This window comes from Paenibacillus sp. 10L310 (assembly GCF_056395745.1).
The window spans coordinates 98045-117557 of the sequence record NZ_JBFTKC010000003.1 but is presented as its reverse complement, the minus strand read 5'-3'; the positions used below and the strand labels follow the sequence as shown (position 1 = coordinate 117557).

Annotated in this window: 18 protein-coding genes and 1 riboswitch; of the genes, 10 read left to right on the top strand and 8 right to left on the bottom strand. The window is 45.3% G+C overall.

What is annotated here, in order from left to right:
• Window position 1 precedes the first annotated feature (1 nt).
• The gene (locus tag AC1DE7_RS09500; protein ID WP_477534232.1) at window positions 2-742 is read left to right on the top strand and encodes a DUF4247 domain-containing protein; all 741 of its coding nucleotides are present in this window, start codon (window positions 2-4) and stop codon (window positions 740-742) included.
• A gap of 114 nt (window positions 743-856) precedes the next feature.
• Here the strand turns inward: AC1DE7_RS09500 and AC1DE7_RS09495 are convergent, their stop codons facing one another.
• A complete protein-coding gene (locus tag AC1DE7_RS09495) occupies window positions 857-1147 on the bottom strand; it encodes an HNH endonuclease (RefSeq protein WP_156946171.1) in 291 nt (96 codons plus the stop codon).
• A 198-nt stretch (window positions 1148-1345) separates the two neighbouring features.
• Here AC1DE7_RS09495 and AC1DE7_RS09490 point away from each other — a divergent pair, with 198 nt between their 5' ends.
• Both AC1DE7_RS09490 and mobB read left to right on the top strand, forming a co-directional pair.
• Window positions 1346-2635, top strand: coding sequence for a molybdopterin molybdotransferase MoeA (locus AC1DE7_RS09490; protein WP_338708969.1), 1290 nt, complete (start codon window positions 1346-1348; stop codon window positions 2633-2635).
• A gap of 6 nt (window positions 2636-2641) precedes the next feature.
• Window positions 2642-3175 (top strand): molybdopterin-guanine dinucleotide biosynthesis protein B, encoded by a 534-nt coding sequence (gene mobB, locus AC1DE7_RS09485; RefSeq protein WP_051449961.1) that lies wholly within the window; start codon window positions 2642-2644, stop codon window positions 3173-3175.
• 247 nt (window positions 3176-3422) lie between these two features.
• On the opposite strand, the gene xerS is transcribed toward mobB, so the two are convergent.
• The gene (gene xerS / locus AC1DE7_RS09480) at window positions 3423-4529 is read right to left on the bottom strand and encodes a tyrosine recombinase XerS (RefSeq protein WP_477534231.1); all 1107 of its coding nucleotides are present in this window, start codon (window positions 4527-4529) and stop codon (window positions 3423-3425) included.
• A 178-nt stretch (window positions 4530-4707) separates the two neighbouring features.
• Here xerS and AC1DE7_RS09475 point away from each other — a divergent pair, with 178 nt between their 5' ends.
• The 4 genes from AC1DE7_RS09475 to AC1DE7_RS09460 all read left to right on the top strand — a co-directional run bounded on the left by AC1DE7_RS09475 (window position 4708) and on the right by AC1DE7_RS09460 (window position 9263).
• The gene (locus tag AC1DE7_RS09475) at window positions 4708-5196 is read left to right on the top strand and encodes a GNAT family N-acetyltransferase (protein WP_477534230.1); all 489 of its coding nucleotides are present in this window, start codon (window positions 4708-4710) and stop codon (window positions 5194-5196) included.
• Window positions 5197-5492: 296 nt separating this feature from the next.
• Window positions 5493-6266: an SDR family NAD(P)-dependent oxidoreductase gene (locus AC1DE7_RS09470; protein ID WP_477534229.1), complete on the top strand. Its 774-nt coding sequence runs from the start codon at window positions 5493-5495 to the stop codon at window positions 6264-6266.
• A 134-nt stretch (window positions 6267-6400) separates the two neighbouring features.
• A complete protein-coding gene (locus AC1DE7_RS09465; protein WP_477534228.1) occupies window positions 6401-7294 on the top strand; it encodes an aldo/keto reductase in 894 nt (297 codons plus the stop codon).
• A 622-nt stretch (window positions 7295-7916) separates the two neighbouring features.
• Entirely contained in the window at window positions 7917-9263 is a 1347-nt protein-coding gene (locus AC1DE7_RS09460; RefSeq protein WP_477534227.1) for an amino acid permease, read from the top strand.
• Between the two features lie 56 nt (window positions 9264-9319).
• Here the strand turns inward: AC1DE7_RS09460 and AC1DE7_RS09455 are convergent, their stop codons facing one another.
• The 6 genes from AC1DE7_RS09455 to AC1DE7_RS09430 all read right to left on the bottom strand — a co-directional run bounded on the left by AC1DE7_RS09455 (window position 9320) and on the right by AC1DE7_RS09430 (window position 15354).
• Window positions 9320-10081 (bottom strand): YqcI/YcgG family protein, encoded by a 762-nt coding sequence (locus tag AC1DE7_RS09455; RefSeq protein WP_036613709.1) that lies wholly within the window; start codon window positions 10079-10081, stop codon window positions 9320-9322.
• An 82-nt stretch (window positions 10082-10163) separates the two neighbouring features.
• A complete protein-coding gene (locus AC1DE7_RS09450) occupies window positions 10164-10790 on the bottom strand; it encodes a LysE family translocator (RefSeq protein WP_017688112.1) in 627 nt (208 codons plus the stop codon).
• A gap of 138 nt (window positions 10791-10928) precedes the next feature.
• Window positions 10929-11537, bottom strand: a complete 609-nt coding sequence (locus AC1DE7_RS09445) for a DUF1989 domain-containing protein (protein ID WP_076317642.1) — start codon at window positions 11535-11537, stop codon at window positions 10929-10931.
• A 134-nt stretch (window positions 11538-11671) separates the two neighbouring features.
• A complete protein-coding gene (locus tag AC1DE7_RS09440) occupies window positions 11672-13168 on the bottom strand; it encodes an amidase (protein WP_477534226.1) in 1497 nt (498 codons plus the stop codon).
• A 322-nt stretch (window positions 13169-13490) separates the two neighbouring features.
• The gene (locus AC1DE7_RS09435; protein ID WP_047843351.1) at window positions 13491-14471 is read right to left on the bottom strand and encodes a DMT family transporter; all 981 of its coding nucleotides are present in this window, start codon (window positions 14469-14471) and stop codon (window positions 13491-13493) included.
• Window positions 14472-14615: 144 nt separating this feature from the next.
• A riboswitch (FMN riboswitch) is annotated at window positions 14616-14769 on the bottom strand.
• An 84-nt stretch (window positions 14770-14853) separates the two neighbouring features.
• Complete coding sequence (locus AC1DE7_RS09430; protein WP_036673799.1) at window positions 14854-15354, bottom strand: DinB family protein; 501 nt, start codon at window positions 15352-15354, stop codon at window positions 14854-14856.
• Between the two features lie 144 nt (window positions 15355-15498).
• Here AC1DE7_RS09430 and AC1DE7_RS09425 point away from each other — a divergent pair, with 144 nt between their 5' ends.
• The 3 genes from AC1DE7_RS09425 (at window position 15499) to AC1DE7_RS09415 (ending at window position 19499) form a co-directional block, all read left to right on the top strand.
• Entirely contained in the window at window positions 15499-16050 is a 552-nt protein-coding gene (locus AC1DE7_RS09425) for a CGNR zinc finger domain-containing protein (protein ID WP_477534225.1), read from the top strand.
• Window positions 16051-16161: 111 nt separating this feature from the next.
• Complete coding sequence (locus tag AC1DE7_RS09420; protein WP_477534224.1) at window positions 16162-17541, top strand: amidohydrolase family protein; 1380 nt, start codon at window positions 16162-16164, stop codon at window positions 17539-17541.
• A 521-nt stretch (window positions 17542-18062) separates the two neighbouring features.
• Window positions 18063-19499 (top strand): amino acid permease, encoded by a 1437-nt coding sequence (locus AC1DE7_RS09415; RefSeq protein ID WP_255319913.1) that lies wholly within the window; start codon window positions 18063-18065, stop codon window positions 19497-19499.
• Window positions 19500-19513 lie beyond the last annotated feature (14 nt).

Genomic DNA, 19513 nt, shown 5'->3' with positions numbered 1-19513 from the left:
AATGAAAAAACGCTTGGCACATGGATTAAAATTAATGCTGGTCCTCAGCCTTGTCATGTCTCTGTTGTCCGCGTGCGGAGCAGCACCTTCTGTTCAGGACACATATCCGCTTGAATCGGTTAACGGCAGTGGTAACTCAACGTCCTATGTGTACCGGGCTTCGGACCGTACCGTTCCGGAAGTGGCTCAGGAATTGTCTGACCAGCGGCAACCGGATCAAATCTCGGCAGAGAACACAGAGCGTATGTTCCTCGTGTATCAGGACGAGTATTATCACCTGCAACAAGACCCGAGCAAGCCGGAGGATACCTTGGTTGAGGTGGACTCCAAGGAATATGTTCGGCAGAACTACGATTCATCTTTTTTACAAGGTTACCTCACCGCTACATTAATTGGTAATCTGTTCGATTCTTTTGGCGGGCGAGGTTATGGCAACTATCGAGGATATACCAATAAAGATACGTATAAACCGAGTGCAGGGTCTTATCGTGCACCAACAAGTAATGACAAGAAGCTTGCTCCACCTATTACTGTTGAACGGAAAGGTACGATTACAAGGCGCGGAAGCGATAAAGATTCAAGCGTGGGATCTGGCGGAGGATTATTCAACCGCAACAAGGATCAGAGCAAGGGAACCATTGATCGCAACAAGAGCAGTGGTGGGTTGTTTGATTCACCTAAGAAATCCTACAAAAAACCAAAAACCAGAGTGGGCGGCGGCCGAATTAAGAGGCGTAGATAATGATTCAATTATAAGCTTGGCTGCCCAACATATAGTTCAATCCAAAAAGAACAGGAAAAGGTATGACTGATTTATCTCTATCCGCGCATTTACCTTGGAACTGTTCTTTTTGGTTTACGATTTGCGAACATGATTGGACTTGCGTACGCGGGGAATCGTTGTAGCAGGTTGTTTGCGAATCCAGCGGATAAATGGAATCATTCGTTCATCCTGTCTCAAGGATTGCAGATCAGTGAGACCAAGGGTTACAATGTCGCGATTGGTGTATAGCGAATGAATCTGTTTGTGACAGGGGATGCACAGGTTGGCCGTTGGTAGAAATGTTCCGCCCATTTCTTTGGGTGTCAGATGATGAATGGTCGTATTCACAGGTTCTCTTTCGCATAATTCACATCGATTACTCATGATTATCGCCTCCCTTTGTCACTTATATTATGGGCAGACAAGATGCCTTTCATGTTGAACATAGGTCAAGGAATGTTACACCTGTAAGAAATAAGATTTGTCACAGGATCAATAAGTGATGTACTTGTTATCTTACAGTATTCGGGCTACACTTTCTTAAAGGATGATAGTCTTTAGGAGGTAAGAATACTTTTGAAAATGAACTCACATTCACATGATATGACAACTGCCAAATTCAATCGTACAGCTGTACAGGTACCGGATGCCCAGGCCAAAATAGCTGCAAGAGTTACTGTAGGCTCCATAGAGAAAGTTCATCTTGAATCTGCTCATGGCCGCACACTTGCAGAGACGATTCAGGCACCCCATCCGTATCCATTTTTCCGAAGATCGGGTATGGATGGATTCGCGATTATCAGTACAGATACCATAGATGCATCGAGTGATCATCAAGTTTGGTTTCGAGTCATTGATGAAATTCCTTGCGGCTACACTTCGGATCACACCATTGTTTCAGGTACGACGGCTCGCATCATGACCGGTGCACAGGTTCCGGAAGGTGCGGATGCGGTGGTCATGATGGAGATGACCGAGAGCAAGGTAGAGGACGGAGAACAGTGGATTGCATTGAAACGGCACATATTGTCGGGTGCTAACATCACCCCAATCGGACTGGAAGTCCAAGAGGGACAGCAACTGCTCGAAGCAGGAACGATCATCAGGGCAGGAGAGCAGTCCGTGTTAGCTACTTTTGGTATAGCAGAAGTTCCCGTATTTCAACGTCCAAAGGTGGCGATATTCGCAACCGGCACGGAATTGCTTGATGTAGAAGAGCCATTACAACCAGGTCGGATTCGGAATAGCAACAGTTACATGCTGCGCTCTCTGGTTGTTGAGGCAGGTGGAGAGCCTGTGATGTACGGTTCTATTGCAGACGATGTGAATACGGCAAGGGCCAAACTGGAAGAAGCCATTCAAGATAATGATATTGTGGTGACCACAGGCGGAGTATCCGTCGGGGATTATGATATTATGGGTGAACTTGTGCTGGAAGAACATGTGGAGATGTTGTTTAACAAAGTGACGATGCGACCAGGCAGTGTGACCACAGCTGCTATATATAAAGATAAATTGCTTTTTGCACTTTCGGGTAACCCGGGGGCTTGTTTTGTAGGTTTTGGTCTGTTTGTTCGTCCAACCATTCGTTCCATGCAGGCGGATGCTCATCCTTATATGGAAGAATGGACTGCGATCTTGGAAGAAGAGTACACCAAAGTTAATAATTTCACACGGTTCGTCCGTGGACGCACAGAGATCCGCAACGGCATGGTGTACGCGATACCGGCTGCCGCCCGTGTAGATGAATCCAGCGTGATGATCACCATTAAGGACAGTGATTGCCTGATTGTTGTTCCACCTGAGAAAAAAGGCATTCCTGCGGGTGAGCAGGTACGTATTCTCAAACTGCCCTCAGGTCATGTGAGGTAGTGGTAGATGACTACAATGAGTGATACAAAGCCACATATCATACAGATTGTTGGATACAAAAACACGGGTAAGACAACCCTGACAGCCGCGCTGATCGGGCACTTTTCTTCTATGGGACTTAAAGTAGCAGCAATTAAGCATGATGGACATGACCATTTTGAGATGGATCAAGAAGGAACGGATTCTTATCGATTTGGAGAGTCTGGGGCTTCGGCGGTGGTTATCATGTCAGAGAAACGTACTGCGATTATGGAGCGACAGGCAACCAAGCTGGAGGATATGCTGAGCTATCTATCGGATTATGATTGGATTGTTGTTGAAGGATTCAAGAATGTTTCTTATCCCAAATTTGTGATGGTTCGAGAAGAGAAAGATCTGACCTTGGTTGATCAGCTTGAAGGGGTAGTGGGTATAATCTCATGGCTACCTTCAGAGCAGTTTATAGAGCGGAGCGCCGTAAGCAGAGAGATAACATGGTACTCGGTTCATGAAACGGAGGATATAGCCAAAGCGTTGTTAGCGATGGTTGAAAGCAAGTGAAGGCAGAATGGTGAAGTCTAATCGTAGAAACGTTAAAAAAGTAGGATATTATGATCGCTGGATATGATTGAATTTACAGAGAGCGTGATTGATTCTTTTTAATACAACGTAATATTTATTATGTAAACTATAATTATTTCTACTTATGCTCTTCTCCTTGAATGATGCAAAAAAAACAAAAAAGCAGCAGACCTTTCTCGGATCGAAATCCTTGATGCGGTTTGCTGCTTTTATTATGTTCGGGATGTTACATCCCTTCGTCGGTACGACGTTCAATGGCTTCGGACATCGTTTTGTCGGTAAGGTGAGCATAGATCTCGGTTGTTTCCGTAGAAGCGTGTCCAAGCTGCTCTTTTGTTTTGTAAATATCATTTTGCAAATAATAGTCGGTTGCGAATGAATGGCGTAATTTGTGCACGGTCAAGTAGGGTTTACCAAAGCGCTTGGCATATTTCATAATCATGGCCTGGATCGCTCTTTTGGTCATTCGACTGCCTTCGGAATCTCCGTTACGCAAAGCAATGAACAGACCTTTCTCCCGCTTGGGCGTGCGGTAACGTGATTGCCGCAGGTTCATATAAGTTGCGAGTTCGTCCTTGGCCTGTTCCCTGAAATAAACGGGTGTTTTGTACGTCTCATCATTGTTACCTTTGCGATAAACATACAGGAGTTTGTTGTTCAGATCGAGATCATCGACGTTCAGGTTCACAACTTCCGACACTCGTAAACCTGAATTTAGAATCAGGCTGGCAATGCAGGCGTCCCGTTCTTTGTTGAGCTCATGGGAATAGAGTGCCTGCTTGTTCTTCTCCATATCGACAGCGTAACCTTCAAGAATATAGCCGATAAATTCCAGTAATTCCTCTTCCTCCAGGATTTTACCTTTGAGTTTGGCAGCGGTGTCCTTGGGTTTATGGGTACGCTTGATCTCGATTTTGGCCATAATGTTCCGCTTCAGCAAAGGATAGAAGTCTTCATCTTCCGCAATTTGGCTCAGGTAATGAAAAAGCGAGCGAAGGGAAGAGAGCTTGCGGGAGACGGTAATTCTGGAATTGGTTCCTTCTCGTTTGGTTGTGAGAAATAACCGATAGGCGGTAACTGAATCCATGCGAAGGACTTCCAGTTCAGTCAAGGTAACTTCTTTATTAGAGCTTGCCTCGGACAACCCTTCTGCTCGCAACCATCCGAAGAAAGCTTCGTAATCTCTCAGATATTCGAGCAGGGTAGAGGGGGACAGGTCAGGCAGCTTGTAGTCCATGAATTGCTGAACGAACCAAGGCATGGAAGGTAGTTTGTCATCCAGCTTGCGTCGATCAATCTCTTTTTGCACGTTGGTCAAGTTCGACACCTCCATGTGAAAAACATATAAGATTAATGTTCAATTTAATAGTATTCTATGCTCTAGTGTACCATAATTTACATGCTCACAGCTTGTTCACCAAAGCAGGCAGTAAGTAGGGTATGCTTCCTTGCCCTTCGGCGCGTAAACCTTTAAAGTAATTAGTATACGTAAAGCAGAGGAGGTGAACCGGATGAATATGAAAATAGAACTGGTTCCCCGGGAACGCAGTCAGGTGATTCGGCATTTAATGCAATTTTATTTATATGATTTTACCAAATACCTGAATATTGATGTGGACAGTAACGGCATTTTTCCGGAATATCCCGGTCTGGAGGCATTCTGGGCAGAAAAGGACCGCAAGTTTCCTTTTTTGATTACAAGTGATGGGGCACCTGCAGGGTTTGCTCTGGTGGAGAAATTGGAGCCTGGTAGTAAGGATAATGACTACTATTTGACTGAGTTTTTTGTGATGCAAAAATATCGGCGCAGTGGGGTGGGCACTCGGGCAGCCTACGAGCTGTTCAAACGTTTTCCAGGAAGATGGAAAGTGACCCAGGTTCGTAACAATGTTATTGCGCAGGCGTTCTGGCGAAAAATTATAGGGGATTATACCGGAGGCCGCTTTCGAGAAAAGATCCATCCGGAACTGGGCAATCCAAGCCAGTATTTTGTAACCTGATTCCCATCGGGGTTTACCTACATATAGAAGTATTTGCATGATTGCGATATAAGTTGAACTAATCATTTACACGATAACGGAGAGGACAGAAAAAACCTGAAAAAGCGAAGCGTTCGCCTAAAAGCTTTCTGAAAGAAAGCTGCATCGGAAGCATACGCTATCCCCGGATTTTCCCCTTCAGAAAAGGGAATCAAAAAATCTGGGGATAACAGCGATTGGAAGGTTATTCTGTCATCGTAGTGTCAGTGTAAATAATCTTTAGTTCAACTTATAAATCTGATGAAGGAGTGAGTGACATGAACGTACCCACATTCCATCTCGATGGACAGACAGCACTGGTGACAGGTGCAGGGAGAGGGATCGGAAAAGCAATTGCGATTGGACTTGCCCAGTCAGGCAGTGACGTTGTACTTGTATCCCGAACGATGAAAGAAATTGAGGAGACAGCAGCCTACATCTATGAACAGACAGGGCGTAAAGCGCTCGCTCTGACTGTGGATGTGACATCAAAAGAACAAATGGAAGAGACGTTTCAAGAGGCGATCTCGGAGATGGGTAGCCTGGACATTCTGGTGAATAACGCAGGTATGAACATACGGACACCAGCACTTGAAGTAACAGACGAGCAGTGGGAGACCATCATGCAGACAAACTTAAAATCGGCTTTCTTCGCTTCGCAATTGGCGGGTCAGCATATGAAAGAACGTGGGACTGGGAAGATCATTAACATCTCTTCCGTAGGTGGGCATACGGCTTTGCGGACAGGGGTTGTATATGGTGCGACCAAAGCTGCATTAATTCATATGACCAAAGTTCTCGCACTGGAATGGGGCAAGTATGGAATCCGTGTCAATTCAGTAGGGCCATGGTATTTCCGAACACCTTTGACTGAAAAGCTGCTGGATGATCCCCATTATTTGCAGGAAATTGTAAGTCGTACACCGCTACAGCGAGTGGGAGAACTGGAAGAAGTGGTAGGGCCGGTTGTATTCCTGGCATCAGATGCAGCGGGATACATAACTGGTCAGACGATATTGGTTGACGGTGGAATGTCCATTTATGGCTTCTAAGTAAATGAAGTTGGTTGCAGTTTGGAAAAGTGGGTGGCATAACCAACTCATGGGTAATAACATAAGGGAAGTTGAAGTTAATCTGTATTTCTATTTATCTGTACCCAATTCACTGAACTTGGAGGAAGATAACCATGGAAACGCGCAAGTACGGTAATACTGGCATGAACGTAAGTACACTTGGATTTGGCGGAGCGGAAATAGGCAAAAATGTATCCAAAACGGATGTAGCAACATTGCTGAATAGTGCCCTGGATGCTGGATTAAACGTGATAGACACGGCTGAATGTTACGGTGACAGCGAAGAATTAATCGGCGAGGTGTTGTCACATCGGCGTGATGACTACTATTTGTTCACCAAATGTGGACATGCTGCCGGGATCGAAGGTCCGGATTGGGATGCCAAAGTACTGGAGCAAACGATTGACCGTAGTCTGAAAAGGCTGAAAACGGACTATGTGGATGTTATCCATTTGCATAGCTGCTCCGAAGAAGTACTCCGACAAGGAGCAGTGATCGAAGTGCTACAGCGTGCCAAGGAATCAGGTAGGACCAGGTTTATCGGATACAGTGGGGATACAACAGATGCGCTATATGCGATTCAGACCGGAGTATTTGACAGCCTGGAGACTTCATTAAATATCGCAGATCAGGAAGCAATTGATCTTACGTTGCCTGAGGCAAGAAAAAGAAACATGGGTGTCATCGCCAAAAGACCAATTGCCAATGCGGCCTGGACGTATGATACACTTTCAGAAGAGGCTTATCCATTTATATACTGGAAGCGCTTAAGTGAACTGAACTATGGTTTTCTGGGTGAAGATGCCCAGGTAGCGGTGGAAACAGCACTGCGTTTTACGCTAAGTACCGAAGGTGTAGACACAGCTATTGTAGGAACAGCCAAGCCCAATCGCTGGCAGCAAAATGCTGATCTTGTGGCTAAAGGGCAACTCCCACAGGAATTGTATGATGAAATTAGAGCACGATGGGAAGAAATCGCCGGAGCAGATTGGACTGGCCGGACTTAAAACAGAAATATTAGCGAAGCCGCCATATGGCGGCTTTTTTATGACCAACATAAAATATTTTCAACATATGAAAAATTCACAACAACTTTCGGATCAGGGGCTGCGAAAAATTTTAGGGAATAATGTCTATACGTCAGCCTAGCCCGAAAACGGGTGAAAAAGGATGAAAGAGGAAAAATCCCAGGAAATATCCCTTCTTATAAGCGACTAAATTTATAAAAAACGACGAAGATATTGAGAAAATACGAAAAATAGGCAATCTACGTTCAATTTAAAAGAAATAACGACTGAGTTATAATATTTCAACATATGAAAAATTCACAATAGAAAGATCATTTTCTCACCTTAGTTACCATCTCTCATATAGCCACATTGACGCACCACCAAGTTTAAAGGAAAACCATTATAAGCGATTGAAGTCAACCACTTTTTTGCGGGTTTGAATCAAATTGAAAATATATCTTTATGAATAATCTCTAAAAGCATACATCTTAAATTCATTATCAGAATAATTTTAACATATTAATTATTATGTAAACTAATAATAATTCTTTTGGTAATACAGACATAAAACCTCCATGACCTGTAAATCGTAAGGGGATAAGGCAGAAGGAGGAGCTTCATGAAAAGTAAGCAACACCGTAAAAACGACGACGAAAAACTAAGTTGGGTCAGCCTATCCTTGTTTGGCGCGGGTTGCACACTGGGAACGGGATTTTTTCTAGGGACCAGTCTGGCGATTCATTGGGCCGGCATATCCGTACTTATATTGTTGGTGCTGGCTGCGGCAGGTACTTACTTTGTATTTGGTGCGCTGGCTCAGATGACCGCAGAAGATCCAAAGGAAGGCGCTTTTCGAACGTATGCGGGCGAAGCATTCGGACCTTGGGCTGGTTTTGGTAGTGGATGGATGTACTGGTTCTCTGAAATGCTCATCATGGGCAGCTCATTAACGGCACTTGGGCTGTTCTCTCAATTCTGGTTTCCCAAGTTTCCGCTATGGGCATTTGTTGCGATCTATGCCGCTATAGGTCTGTTCATTGCTGCACTGGGAGCGAAGGGATTAACCAAAACGGAGAATATTCTTGCTGTAATCAAACTTGCTGCAACGGTTGCATTTATAGCTATAGCAGGAGCGGCTTGTCTGGGTTGGTTACCTGTAAAAGTCACACCCGAGCAATTGAAGAATGAATGGTTCCCGCATGGAGGTAAAGGCGTATGGACCGGTTTCATCTATGCATTCTTTGCTTTTGCCGGGATCGAGGTTATGGGTTTGATGGCAGCTAACCTGAAAGAACCAAAAGATGCAGTGAAATCAGGTCGAGTAATGCTATTGACGGTGAGTACACTCTATGTGATTGCAATTGCGTTGATCCTGTTGCTTGTGCCTTCAGTTCAGTTAACTCCAGATGAAAGTCCGCTTGTCAAAGCCATGTCAACCATTGGATTCACTGTTGTGGTCCACATTCTCAACGGAATTCTGATTATAGCCGGATTCTCGACAATGGTGGCTTCGTTATATGCCATTACGTCCATGTTGGTGAAACTCGCGGAAGATGGAGATGCACCAAAGTTGTTCACGAAGACCCGGGGAAAAAAGGACATGCCACTTCAGGCATTGTGTTGTACAGCGGCTGGATTAGTCCTGTCTACGTTGATGGCATTATGGATGCCCAAGAGTTTGTTTGAATATGTGACGACAGCAGGTAGTCTGGTATTAATGTATACATGGCTGCTCATCTGTATCACGTACATTAAAAAAATGAAGCCCGTGAAGTGGAATCGCATCAAAGTGTGGATTGCCATAGTATTAATTGTGGCTGCTGTGGCTGGGACAGCGATGGAAAAAGCCAGCAGAACGGGTCTGCTGGCAAGTGTGGGACTATTGGTGTTCCTTGGGATCATCACGTATGTTGTTCATAAGGTACGTGGCTCGAAAGCATCGCAGTCAGCACCATCCAAACCATAAGCAACTCTCAGCAACTTTCGTGGAGGTCGTACAACGGATTAATGAGTGCTTTAAGATTATTTCGTCAACTTGCCTAAGGCTTGCTTCATCCGCATGAATGGACATTTGGAAGGTGTCTGCTCATCATCAGGCAGGAAATACTGTTTCCATTCCAGATTATCCTGCTGACCATACCACATCAGCGAAGGGTGAGCAGGTACAGCATCATATGCAGCGAGACGTTTGCGAATTAAGGTTTTCATTTTACGGCCAAGAGGGGTGTTGTCATTAATGGATTCGAATACCCACCGTGGTTGAAAAGCAAACATGAGATAAGGAAAATGCCGGCTGGCTCGGAGTTCATGTGCAGGAGTTGCACAAAAACAAAAGTAAGGCTCTCCGCCAAAGCAAAACTCCCATGATGAATCATGAGGATCGGTTGAAATATGTTCCGGCCACGGCTCGGTATCGTGTGAACTTACCCGATTAAGCATTTGCCAGAATAACGTCTGATATTGCTCTACCGTTGTATGATCTTTCAGATCACTTGGTGTCTCACAGATCACGACCATCGAAGCGTAATGACCGGTGTCTCTGGAGACAGGACCATATTGTCTAAGCAGATCGGCCATATCTTCGGCAGCATGTTCAGATCGGGGGTCACACGTAAATCCGTACCTCAAATGTCCTGACAGAAATCCCATTCGTCCAGGTACACATGGATACGTATTATCTTCGTCGGCGATCATTTTACCAAATTGCGAATAAGCGTCCTGCTGCCAAGATGGAAGACGCTCAAACAAGGTGTTTATTTCGTCGGCACTATACAGCTCCGCCATTGATTCCCAACTCCATTCCACATGATACCGTTACAGTATTAATGTCGGGGAAGTTGGGTGACTGTCCAGCCTGATTTTGTTGTCAGAAAAATATGGAACGTACAGCTTCGTACCCAAAATACAAACCAAATCCGATCAGGCAGATTCCCGAAATGATAGAGATCCAGCGCAATACATTCTCACTGCTATGTTTGTGGAATCGACTGGCCATGCCAGCCATAATGACATCCCACACCAGAATACCAATGAATATGCCTGAACTGTAGAGCAGCAAATGAGCAGTATCCGTATGCTTCACAGTTGTCGCGAGAATAGAGCCATAGATCCCCAGCCAAAATAATATATTCAGTGGATTGGACAGGGCCATCAAAAATCCGGAAATAAAAGATTTTCGAACAGTTGCTTCCGCAGTAGATGTACCTTGAATGCCTTGCTTTAGCTTCGAGAGCGTTTCCACTCCCGTGTAAATCAAAATAAAACTGCCAAATGACCAGAGAAAAGAGCGCATGAACGGCGTGTCCAGAAAATGGGCAACTCCAAAATAAATCAGCAGCATATACACCAAATCTGCAAACATAGCTCCGAGTCCTAGAATCCAAGCATGCATGAATCCGTGGCGGGCTCCACGGTCGAGTTGGGCGGCGTTAATCGGACCGATTGGAGCGGACAATGATATTCCCAGAATGATATAACTGAACAGTACAGACATAAACACGTTCACTCCTTAACGGGTTCGATGAATTGTACCAGTTGTCACAGAAAATGGGTACAAGTCATCGTATTCCCGCAAGGAGTGAATTAGAACAAACTACTTTTAATCATATCGCCTTATGGCCTTGTTATTCTGTTATAGTTCCACATCCAATTGAATTGGGGTGCAGTTGTATCCGTTGCATGAGCTTTCTTCACAAGGACAGGCGGAGAGCCCAATTGTGAGATCCATTAATGCCTCCATCTCGATATAATCACCTGCACGAGAGTCGGGAGCTACAACATCAATCTTGCCTTCACTGTCTACAACGGACTTCATAAACAGGTTAAATGGATAGTGTTGATCCGGCGGTAAGATTCCGAAGGGTTCTAGTGCTGTGTTCAAGTTGTGATAACAACTGGCATGATCCTTTTTGTCGTATAACACCTCATACATCTCTGGTCGACAAGCAGAGTTGAAGAAATCATGTACCCCAACGGTGTCACGGACAATCTTGAGTAAAGGTTGATACTGATTGGAATACACAAACTGTCCCGGTTTGATTCGGTAAGTGCGCAATACATCCATTGTCACGCCGGGGTCCAAGCGATGGTTAGCATCCATAGCATCGTATGCCACAAAATCAATGACTTGCTGTCCCTCCAGATCAGTTATGCGTAGTAAAGAACCCTTGCTTACTTTCAAGGCATATCCCGTTTTGGCTGGGATACGATAAGACTGTTTATGGCGCTGATTTGTATTCATCTGTTACATTCCTCCGCTACTTTTTGCTTTCAGTATGCGGAGCAGATGAAGCTTTCATGCACTGTTATGGTGACGTACTCTACTCAGGCAGGAACATCCAATGGTGAATTTAAACACAACCACATTATATGCCTTTATGCTGGAAACAGTGGATTACCTCTCATTCCAATCCAGAGGTCTGATTGTTCAAGCTGTCCAGCCAGATGTAATAACCAATCTTCGCGTCCCTTGGTTGCCATCACTTGAACGCCCATTGGCAACCCTTCAGGTGTCATATGCAGAGGTACACTTATCGCAGGCTGACCTGTCAGATTTGCAAGCTGGGTGAAGGGTGTATACGTAAGACTTGGCTCAAACATTTCATAGATGAGTTGCTGCTGCTGGGTCTTGTCCAATTCACTAATTCGCATCAGATTACGGATCTGTTCGTCATGAGGTGTTAATTCACCAATCTTAGGCGCAGAAAAAGCATTAACAGGTGTGACGTAGAAGTCATAACGCTCAAACAAGGTGGACATCTGAGCTGCAGCTACATCCCATTCAGCTAAGCTATGTACAAATTCCGCAGCGGAAACCTTCTTGCCTGCTTCAGCCAGAACCCAAGATTCAATCTCCATATCATTGGAGGTCAGAGCCCGGCCCATGGATCGTTCCATGGAAGAGATCATCGCGGCCATCTCACCGCTGTTCATCATGTAATAATTCTCCATCAACCGAACTCCGTTGACGGGACTCAGTTTTTCTTCAACATGATGACCTTGATCTTCCAACCAGCGAACGAGCTTGTATACAGACTCTTTGGCTTCTGCGCTGACAGGTGTTCCCACGGGCGAATCCGTTGTGTATGCAATTTTCAGTTTGCGTTGATGTGGATAGCTCATATCAGCCAAGTAACTGCCTGGAAAGAGTGGAGCATGGAACGCAGCTTCGGGCTGAATGACTTGTAACGTATCAAGCAATGCAGCACTGTCCCGAACCGAGCGAGAGAGGGCAAAATCAATCGATGCGCCTTGCCATTGACGACCAACTCCCGGTCCTACAGGTGTGCGCCCGCGGGTTGGCTTCAATCCAAACAATCCGCTAAAGGAAGCCGGGATACGAATTGAACCTCCTCCGTCACTGGCTCCGGCAAGAGGAACAATACCCGAAGCTACAGCAGCAGCCGCACCACCACTTGAACCACCCGGGGAGTGATTGATATTCCATGGATTGCGAGTGGGACCATGAAGACGGGGCTCGGTAATATTTTTCAAACCAAATTCAGGCGTATTGGTATGTCCTATGAAGATAAAGCCTGCATCACGGAGTCGAGTGACAAAATTGGAATTGCGTAATGCACGATGCTCGCTGAACAAACGGGAGCCTGAAGTCAGAAATTCACCTTCCAAGGATTGCGAGATATCTTTCAGGAGCAGGGGAACGCCGGCAAAAGGTTGTTCTCCAGGTCGAACCAAACCGGCTTCCTCCCGTGCACGAGATTCATATGTACGAATAACCGCATTAAGTTGCGGATTCACTTCTTCAAGGCGTGCAAACGCCGCTTCAAGCATTTCAACCGGGGATACTTCCCGGGATCGGATCAGTTCAGCCAAACCTACGGCGTCGTAGGAGGTATATGAGAATGAAGACATTATGATCGTTCCTCTCTGAATATATTTCATCTGTTTATTCCATATGTCATCGTACCACCGGATTAGACAAAAGACAAAAGATAGAAGAGACGTAGTGCGATGATATGCATACTCGTTATGAGGTTGGAGGGAAAAGAGGGGGATTTGCATTTGCGAAATAGAGATAAAGCAAAGGGTTAATAGCTCATATTGCTAATTGAGAAAATGAACGAGTAATATCGAGTAATGGCAATAAAAAAACCAATGCTCATCTAATTTGATGTGCAATGGTTTTATTTTATATTTGACTATTTGTTTATATGTGAACCTCAAATATATCTACTTATTCTGTACGCAGCTTTGGTGCAGCATCGGCCGCAGTTGATGATCTTTCCTGCTGTCTGGAAATGGCGAAGAGGGCCACCCAGATCAGAATAAAACCAAGCAGCTGCTCCCATGTAATCAGTGTACGGAAAGCAATCCAGTTCACCAACACACCCGCCATCGGGAAGCTGAGTTCCGCGAGAGTTGCAACAGATGCTTTGGTTGACGACAGACCTTTGTAATACAACAGAAGACTGAGCAAACCAGGTAACAATGCCTGACCGAGAATGTTGAGGATGACAGCAGTCTGTTCACCCGTTCCGGACGGAAACGTCCATGCCGCACCTTCGTTCCACGTCATAAAGATCAGGAGCGGGAGAGCAACGACAAAGCGCAGGGAGGTGACGGTTTCGTAACGCGCCTGACCCAGCATCAATCGTCCCATAACGGTTGAACCTCCCCATAGGGCAGCAGCCCCAAGGGATAACAAGCTTCCAGCATGAATCCAGTTGTCCCAGTTACCTAATGGCAATGTGAAGCCAAATGTAAGCAGGTACGTTCCTGCTAATGCAATGAAGAACAATCCACCGAAGCGACGTGGTAACGTTTCTTTTAGTAACAGTTTAGCCAGCACGATAGCGAAGAGTGGTTGCATTTTTTGCAATAAAAGCACCGTATTCGGATCGTTATGTGTTAGTGCCATGGTGAACAATACCGTTGCGAGTGCTGATCCTCCCCATGAGATAAAAATCACGGCAATCCAGTGGCGAGCGCGCAGGTTTTTCAGATCAGCCCGAAATTTCCACAGCACGGGAATGGCAATAAGACTGACGATGATATGTTCCACCAGTACAATCTGCGTGGATGTCATCGTATTTAGCAAAATAATGCGGAAGAGTGGGTCGACACCCCATAAGGCGGCGCCGAGAACTACAAGCCAGAATCCGGTATTACTTCGTTCCTTGCGGTAAACAGGTGATGCTGCTGATGTCTTTTCCATATTCAGGACTCCTTCGTCAGAACACGGAATCTTCAGTTGGCAAAATCGACAAAAGCCCCCGTTTTGGTATATACCAAATAAACGGGGGCTCATCCAAGGACATGCGTCAGGAAAGAGGCCTTCCCGTGAACGGCATGTCAATGTGTTGATCTTCTCTCATCCGGACTGTACCGTCGGCCTTGGATTCACACCAAGTCAGTCGCTGAATGTCCTTCGTTAAGAACAATTAGCGAGTCGCGGGCTGGTTCCGAAGAACATCACCGCCGGTTGGGAATTGCACCCTACCCCGAAGATCCTATTCAATTATATAGTGTGTTGAACAAGCTGTAACATTAATAAGTTCATCTTATTCCTGTAAGCGCTAGCAGTTCAAGCATTTTTTTTAGAAAACGATTTTCCAGCTTCCTTGCTGTCTGCGAAGGAGCACGATCTGACCTGCGTGATACGCATCATGGAGTACCCAGCGAGCTAGTTCGTGTGCCCATTTCTCTTCGGAGTCCATATATGCGGCTTCAAGATCAGACTCTTGTAGTGCAGCTAATTGATCTCGCAACTGCTGGGCTAATCGAGTTGTACCCTGCATCAGTGTATTCCAACCAGCTGCATCCGTTGCATCTCCCGGATTCCCAAATGTGTATTCATTGGAGTCTACAGCAGGAAGGGTAGGCTCCTTACCTTGCATGCGACATAATAAGCGATGGTTGTAATAATACATATGGTTAACCAACTGCCAGATGCTTAATCCCCCTGAGGGTGGAATCCAGGCTGCTTGTTCTGCTGTAAGACCCTCCAAGGATTTCGACAAAGGTACAATCCAATTACATTGATCCCAAGTATCATCCTTTTGAATAAGTAACACATCTAGTGCTGTTGTGTTCGTCATTGCCTTTTCCTCCTTGCGTATAATTGTGATAGGTGATGTAACTAGCTAAAATTGATTAATAAGGTTACACTTAATATAACACATCAAAGACGAGTTGTAACCTTCTTTATTTACTTAGATGGTTACATAAACGGAGGTATATATATGGACAGGTTATGGACCGATTTTGTAAACAGCGATTATCATGACTGGCGTGGGGGAGATCGATCGGAGGACAGGCTCGGGAAGGCGAGTTGGCAGCAAGATTTTCTGGAACGATGGCAACTTAACGCTTCTGTCCCTGCATCTCCAGAAGATGAGTTGTCGATGAGAAACTTCAGGAATGAATTGTTGGCTCTTGGAGCCCGCGTGTCTTCTGGAGCATCATTAACGGATATAGAAAAACAATGGTTGAATGGCTTTATGGAAGCAGGGCATGTGAGAAGAACATTGACTACAATTGATCAGGAACTGAAACTCCAACTGGTAGCTGTGGAAGCGCATTGGCATCAGGTTATGGCTGAAGTAGCTGCTGATTTTGCCATGACTTTGGTGGAGGGAGAAGGGGGCAGGATTCGGATCTGTGATAATTCGGATTGTCGCTGGATGTTCTATGATGATACCCGAAGCAGAACACAGAAGTACTGTGATGATAAGATGTGTGGCAATCTGATGAAGGTTAGAAGATTTCGGGCGAAACGCAAATCCCAAAATTGATAAATACTAACAATAACTATATAATGTATATATACTAGCGAAAAAATAGTCAGAAGCAGTATGGATTCGTAAGCAGGATGTGATCGTCTTTCAAACCAAAATAGATGGGAGATGTTTCTTGTGCGGACAAGTTATCTGTTGAAAAATGGCTGTGTGTTGTCGATGGATGCTAAAATTGGACAGTATAAGAGGGCGGACGTTCTGATTCAGGATTCACTGATCATGGCGGTTCAGCCCGACCTGGATATTCCGGATGCGGAGATCATTGATGCTTCATCGATGATTATTATGCCTGGGCTGGTGGACACGCATCGGCATATGTGGGAATCACTTGTCAAAACAGCGGGAACCAACTGGTCGTTACCAGTTTATTTGCAAAATCTCTATTATGGTGCGATGGGAAGCAAGCTCCGCCCACAAGATAGTTATATTGCCAATCTGCTCGGTTCCTTGGAAGCGCTTAACGCAGGAGTGACGACAGTAATGGATTGGAGCATGCCATATTCCCCTGACCATACGGATGAACTGATTCGTGGACTTCAGGATGCTGGCATTCGGGCGGTATTTGCTCACGGAGTCCCTGGTGAGACGGACTACTGGAATCGGGATAGTCAACTCACGTATTCGATCAATGATGTGAGAAGAGTCAAAGAACGTTATTTTTCATCACGGGATCAATTGCTTACTTATGGGCTTGCCATTCGTGGTCCGGAGTTCAGTCATTGGGATACAACCGTGAAAGAGATCGAGCTAGCACAAGAACTGGATGCGATCTGTTCCATGCATGCCGGATTTGGCAGTTGGGGATCTGTGGATCGCTCGATCAGTCACTTGTACGAAGCGGGACTCTTAAGTCCACGGGTGAATATCGTTCATGGTAACACCATGGGCATGGATGAATACAAAATGCTGGCAGATAGCGGCGCTTCCTTGTCGGTCACACCTGAGGTTGAAATGATGATGGGTCATGGATATCCGGCCACCGGTTATTTTCTTGAACATGGGGGAACCCCTACACTTGGTGTAGATGTGGTCACGTCCACAGGCGGAGATATGTTCTCGCAGATGAAGTTTGCACTTCAAGCTGAACGATCCAGAGCCAATGAACAACTTTTGCAGCAGGGTGAGATGCCTGGTGAGTTGAACTTGCAGTCCAGCCAAGTGCTGAGATTTGCAACTTCGGCTGGTGCCCAAGCATTGGGATTAGAACAGAAGGTCGGTACGTTGACCCCAGGGAAGGAAGCGGATCTGATCATGATTCGTACCACCGATCTGAATATGTTCCCCGTTCATGATCCAATTGGCGCTGTTGTGCAATTTGCCAATCCATCCAATGTGGATACGGTCTTTGTGGCAGGTAGACTCGTGAAGCGAGAGGGTAAGCTGTTGAATGTTGATCTGGATGCGATTCGTCATGCGGCCATGCAGAGCAAAGATTATTTGTTAACCCAATACCGGATGTCGGACGCGGAGAGAATTACGTTCTCATAATTTACTTTTTCATAAAAACCTGAAATGAAGTCAGTTTGTATTTTTATATACAATTCTACCTATAGTAAGAAATAAAGGGCCGCATAACGCTATGTGGCTCTTTGACATGCCCTTCATATCGTCGAATTAGACAGGATAAGAGAGGAAGGGACAGCGGAAAAAGACGAAAAGAGCTCTCTTTTTCTTAACTTCAGATAACAAGGAACCAGAGATGTTTTTCGCAGAAAATTATGCTCATAAAAACTGCGCATAATATAAATTATACGCAGTTTTGTTTTAAATCGATTTTCATATTCAACCACGTGCAACAGATCATGATAAATTTCGCGGAAAAAGAACAAAATAAGTGATCTACAAAAATAAATTTAACCAAGCAACGCGATAACGTGTAGAATTCGATAGGTTTTTATAGGTGATCGATACGATAGAACAAATGACTTTTTCATAGAACAGTTGGGAAGCCATCCAATCGCTACTACATCCATAGCACAATCAAGATTCATGACGAGAGGAACATGACTATGCGTGAGAACAAACAACGATCTTCATTATTTCGTAAAAAACCAATTGCCTCCGGGGGCGATAACAGCAGTGCATTGAAAAGGGCGCTCGGTCCGTTGGACTTAACCACACTTGGGGTGGGTGCCATTATCGGCACAGGGATTTTTGTGTTGACTGGTGTAGCTGCCGCAACGTATGCCGGCCCGGGCCTTGTACTGTCATTTTTGCTGGCAGGTATCATATGTGCATTCGCTGCATTATGTTACTCGGAATTTGCATCAAGCATACCGGCCTCGGGTAGTGCGTACACGTATAGCTATACGGCTTTTGGCGAAGTGATTGCCTGGATTCTGGGATGGGATCTGATATTAGAGTATGGATTCGCGAGTGCGGCGGTAGCCAGTGGATGGTCTGGATATTTCCAAACGTTATTGTCCGGATTCGGGCTGGAGTTACCACATGCTCTTACGAGTGCGTTCAGCCCGGAAAAGGGAACCTATTTTGACATCACGGCGGCGGTCATTACGTTAATTATCACTTTCCTGCTTACCCGAGGGGTGAAGGAAGCTGCTCGTGCGAACGGCATCATGGTAGCGATTAAAATTATCGTGGTGCTGATCTTCATTGGTGTAGGTGTTTTCTATGTAGAGCCAACCAACTGGCAGCCATTTTTGCCTTTTGGTATCTCAGGCGTAACAGCTGGAGCAGCGACGGTATTTTTTGCCTACATCGGATTTGATGCGGTCTCCACAGCGGCAGAAGAAGTTAAGCAGCCACAACGGGATTTGCCGATTGGAATTATTGCGTCACTGGCAATTTGTACCGTTCTCTACATTGTTGTATCATTGATCCTCACAGGGATTGTGCCTTATAACATGTTGAATGTAAGTGATCCAGTTGCGTTTGCATTTGAATTTGTTCAATTGAAGGGATTGTCCTGGATTGTATCTCTTGGAGCGATTGCCGGCATTACGACCGTATTGCTGGTCATGATGTATGGTCAGACACGTCTGCTCTATTCCATGTCTCGTGACGGACTGCTGTCACCTGTCTTTTCCAAAGTTAGTGGCAAGAGTCAGACACCAGCGGTAGGGACATGGGTTGCAGGCATTATCGTGGCTCTGTTCTCCGGGTTCATCTCGTTGGGACATTTGGCGGAGCTTACGAACATCGGAACGTTGTTTGCTTTTGCAGTTGTAAGTCTGGGCATTATCGTATTGCGTAAAAATAACCCGGATCTCAAACGCGGATTTCGCGTTCCACTTGTGCCGCTGATTCCGATTCTGAGTGCCTTGGGTTGTGTATACTTAATGACACGCCTTGCAGCGCTGACATGGATTACGTTTTTTGCTTGGTTGATCATTGGATTAATTATCTACTTTGCGTATGGAAGGCATTACAGTCATCTGAATCCGAAACGCCGGATCTCGAGTGCTTTCAGAGCAAAGGATAATTAGATTAGTCGAGAACA

What these genes read in the sequence shown, in the direction of transcription:
- AC1DE7_RS09445 (WP_076317642.1), bottom strand. Translation starts at nt 11,537, where the DNA reads ATGAATACAAATCAGCGCCATAAACAGTCTTATCGTATCCCAGCCAAA.
- AC1DE7_RS09465 (WP_477534228.1), top strand. Translation starts at nt 6,401, where the DNA reads ATGGAAACGCGCAAGTACGGTAATACTGGCATGAACGTAAGTACACTT.
- AC1DE7_RS09420 (WP_477534224.1), top strand. Translation starts at nt 16,162, where the DNA reads ATGTTTCTTGTGCGGACAAGTTATCTGTTGAAAAATGGCTGTGTGTTG.
- xerS (WP_477534231.1), bottom strand. Translation starts at nt 4,529, where the DNA reads ATGGAGGTGTCGAACTTGACCAACGTGCAAAAAGAGATTGATCGACGC.
- AC1DE7_RS09415 (WP_255319913.1), top strand. Translation starts at nt 18,063, where the DNA reads ATGCGTGAGAACAAACAACGATCTTCATTATTTCGTAAAAAACCAATT.
- mobB (WP_051449961.1), top strand. Translation starts at nt 2,642, where the DNA reads ATGACTACAATGAGTGATACAAAGCCACATATCATACAGATTGTTGGA.
- AC1DE7_RS09455 (WP_036613709.1), bottom strand. Translation starts at nt 10,081, where the DNA reads ATGGCGGAGCTGTATAGTGCCGACGAAATAAACACCTTGTTTGAGCGT.
- AC1DE7_RS09490 (WP_338708969.1), top strand. Translation starts at nt 1,346, where the DNA reads ATGAACTCACATTCACATGATATGACAACTGCCAAATTCAATCGTACA.
- AC1DE7_RS09475 (WP_477534230.1), top strand. Translation starts at nt 4,708, where the DNA reads ATGAATATGAAAATAGAACTGGTTCCCCGGGAACGCAGTCAGGTGATT.
- AC1DE7_RS09500 (WP_477534232.1), top strand. Translation starts at nt 2, where the DNA reads ATGAAAAAACGCTTGGCACATGGATTAAAATTAATGCTGGTCCTCAGC.
- AC1DE7_RS09440 (WP_477534226.1), bottom strand. Translation starts at nt 13,168, where the DNA reads ATGTCTTCATTCTCATATACCTCCTACGACGCCGTAGGTTTGGCTGAA.
- AC1DE7_RS09495 (WP_156946171.1), bottom strand. Translation starts at nt 1,147, where the DNA reads ATGAGTAATCGATGTGAATTATGCGAAAGAGAACCTGTGAATACGACC.
- AC1DE7_RS09450 (WP_017688112.1), bottom strand. Translation starts at nt 10,790, where the DNA reads ATGTCTGTACTGTTCAGTTATATCATTCTGGGAATATCATTGTCCGCT.
- AC1DE7_RS09435 (WP_047843351.1), bottom strand. Translation starts at nt 14,471, where the DNA reads ATGGAAAAGACATCAGCAGCATCACCTGTTTACCGCAAGGAACGAAGT.
- AC1DE7_RS09425 (WP_477534225.1), top strand. Translation starts at nt 15,499, where the DNA reads ATGGACAGGTTATGGACCGATTTTGTAAACAGCGATTATCATGACTGG.
- AC1DE7_RS09460 (WP_477534227.1), top strand. Translation starts at nt 7,917, where the DNA reads ATGAAAAGTAAGCAACACCGTAAAAACGACGACGAAAAACTAAGTTGG.
- AC1DE7_RS09470 (WP_477534229.1), top strand. Translation starts at nt 5,493, where the DNA reads ATGAACGTACCCACATTCCATCTCGATGGACAGACAGCACTGGTGACA.
- AC1DE7_RS09430 (WP_036673799.1), bottom strand. Translation starts at nt 15,354, where the DNA reads ATGACGAACACAACAGCACTAGATGTGTTACTTATTCAAAAGGATGAT.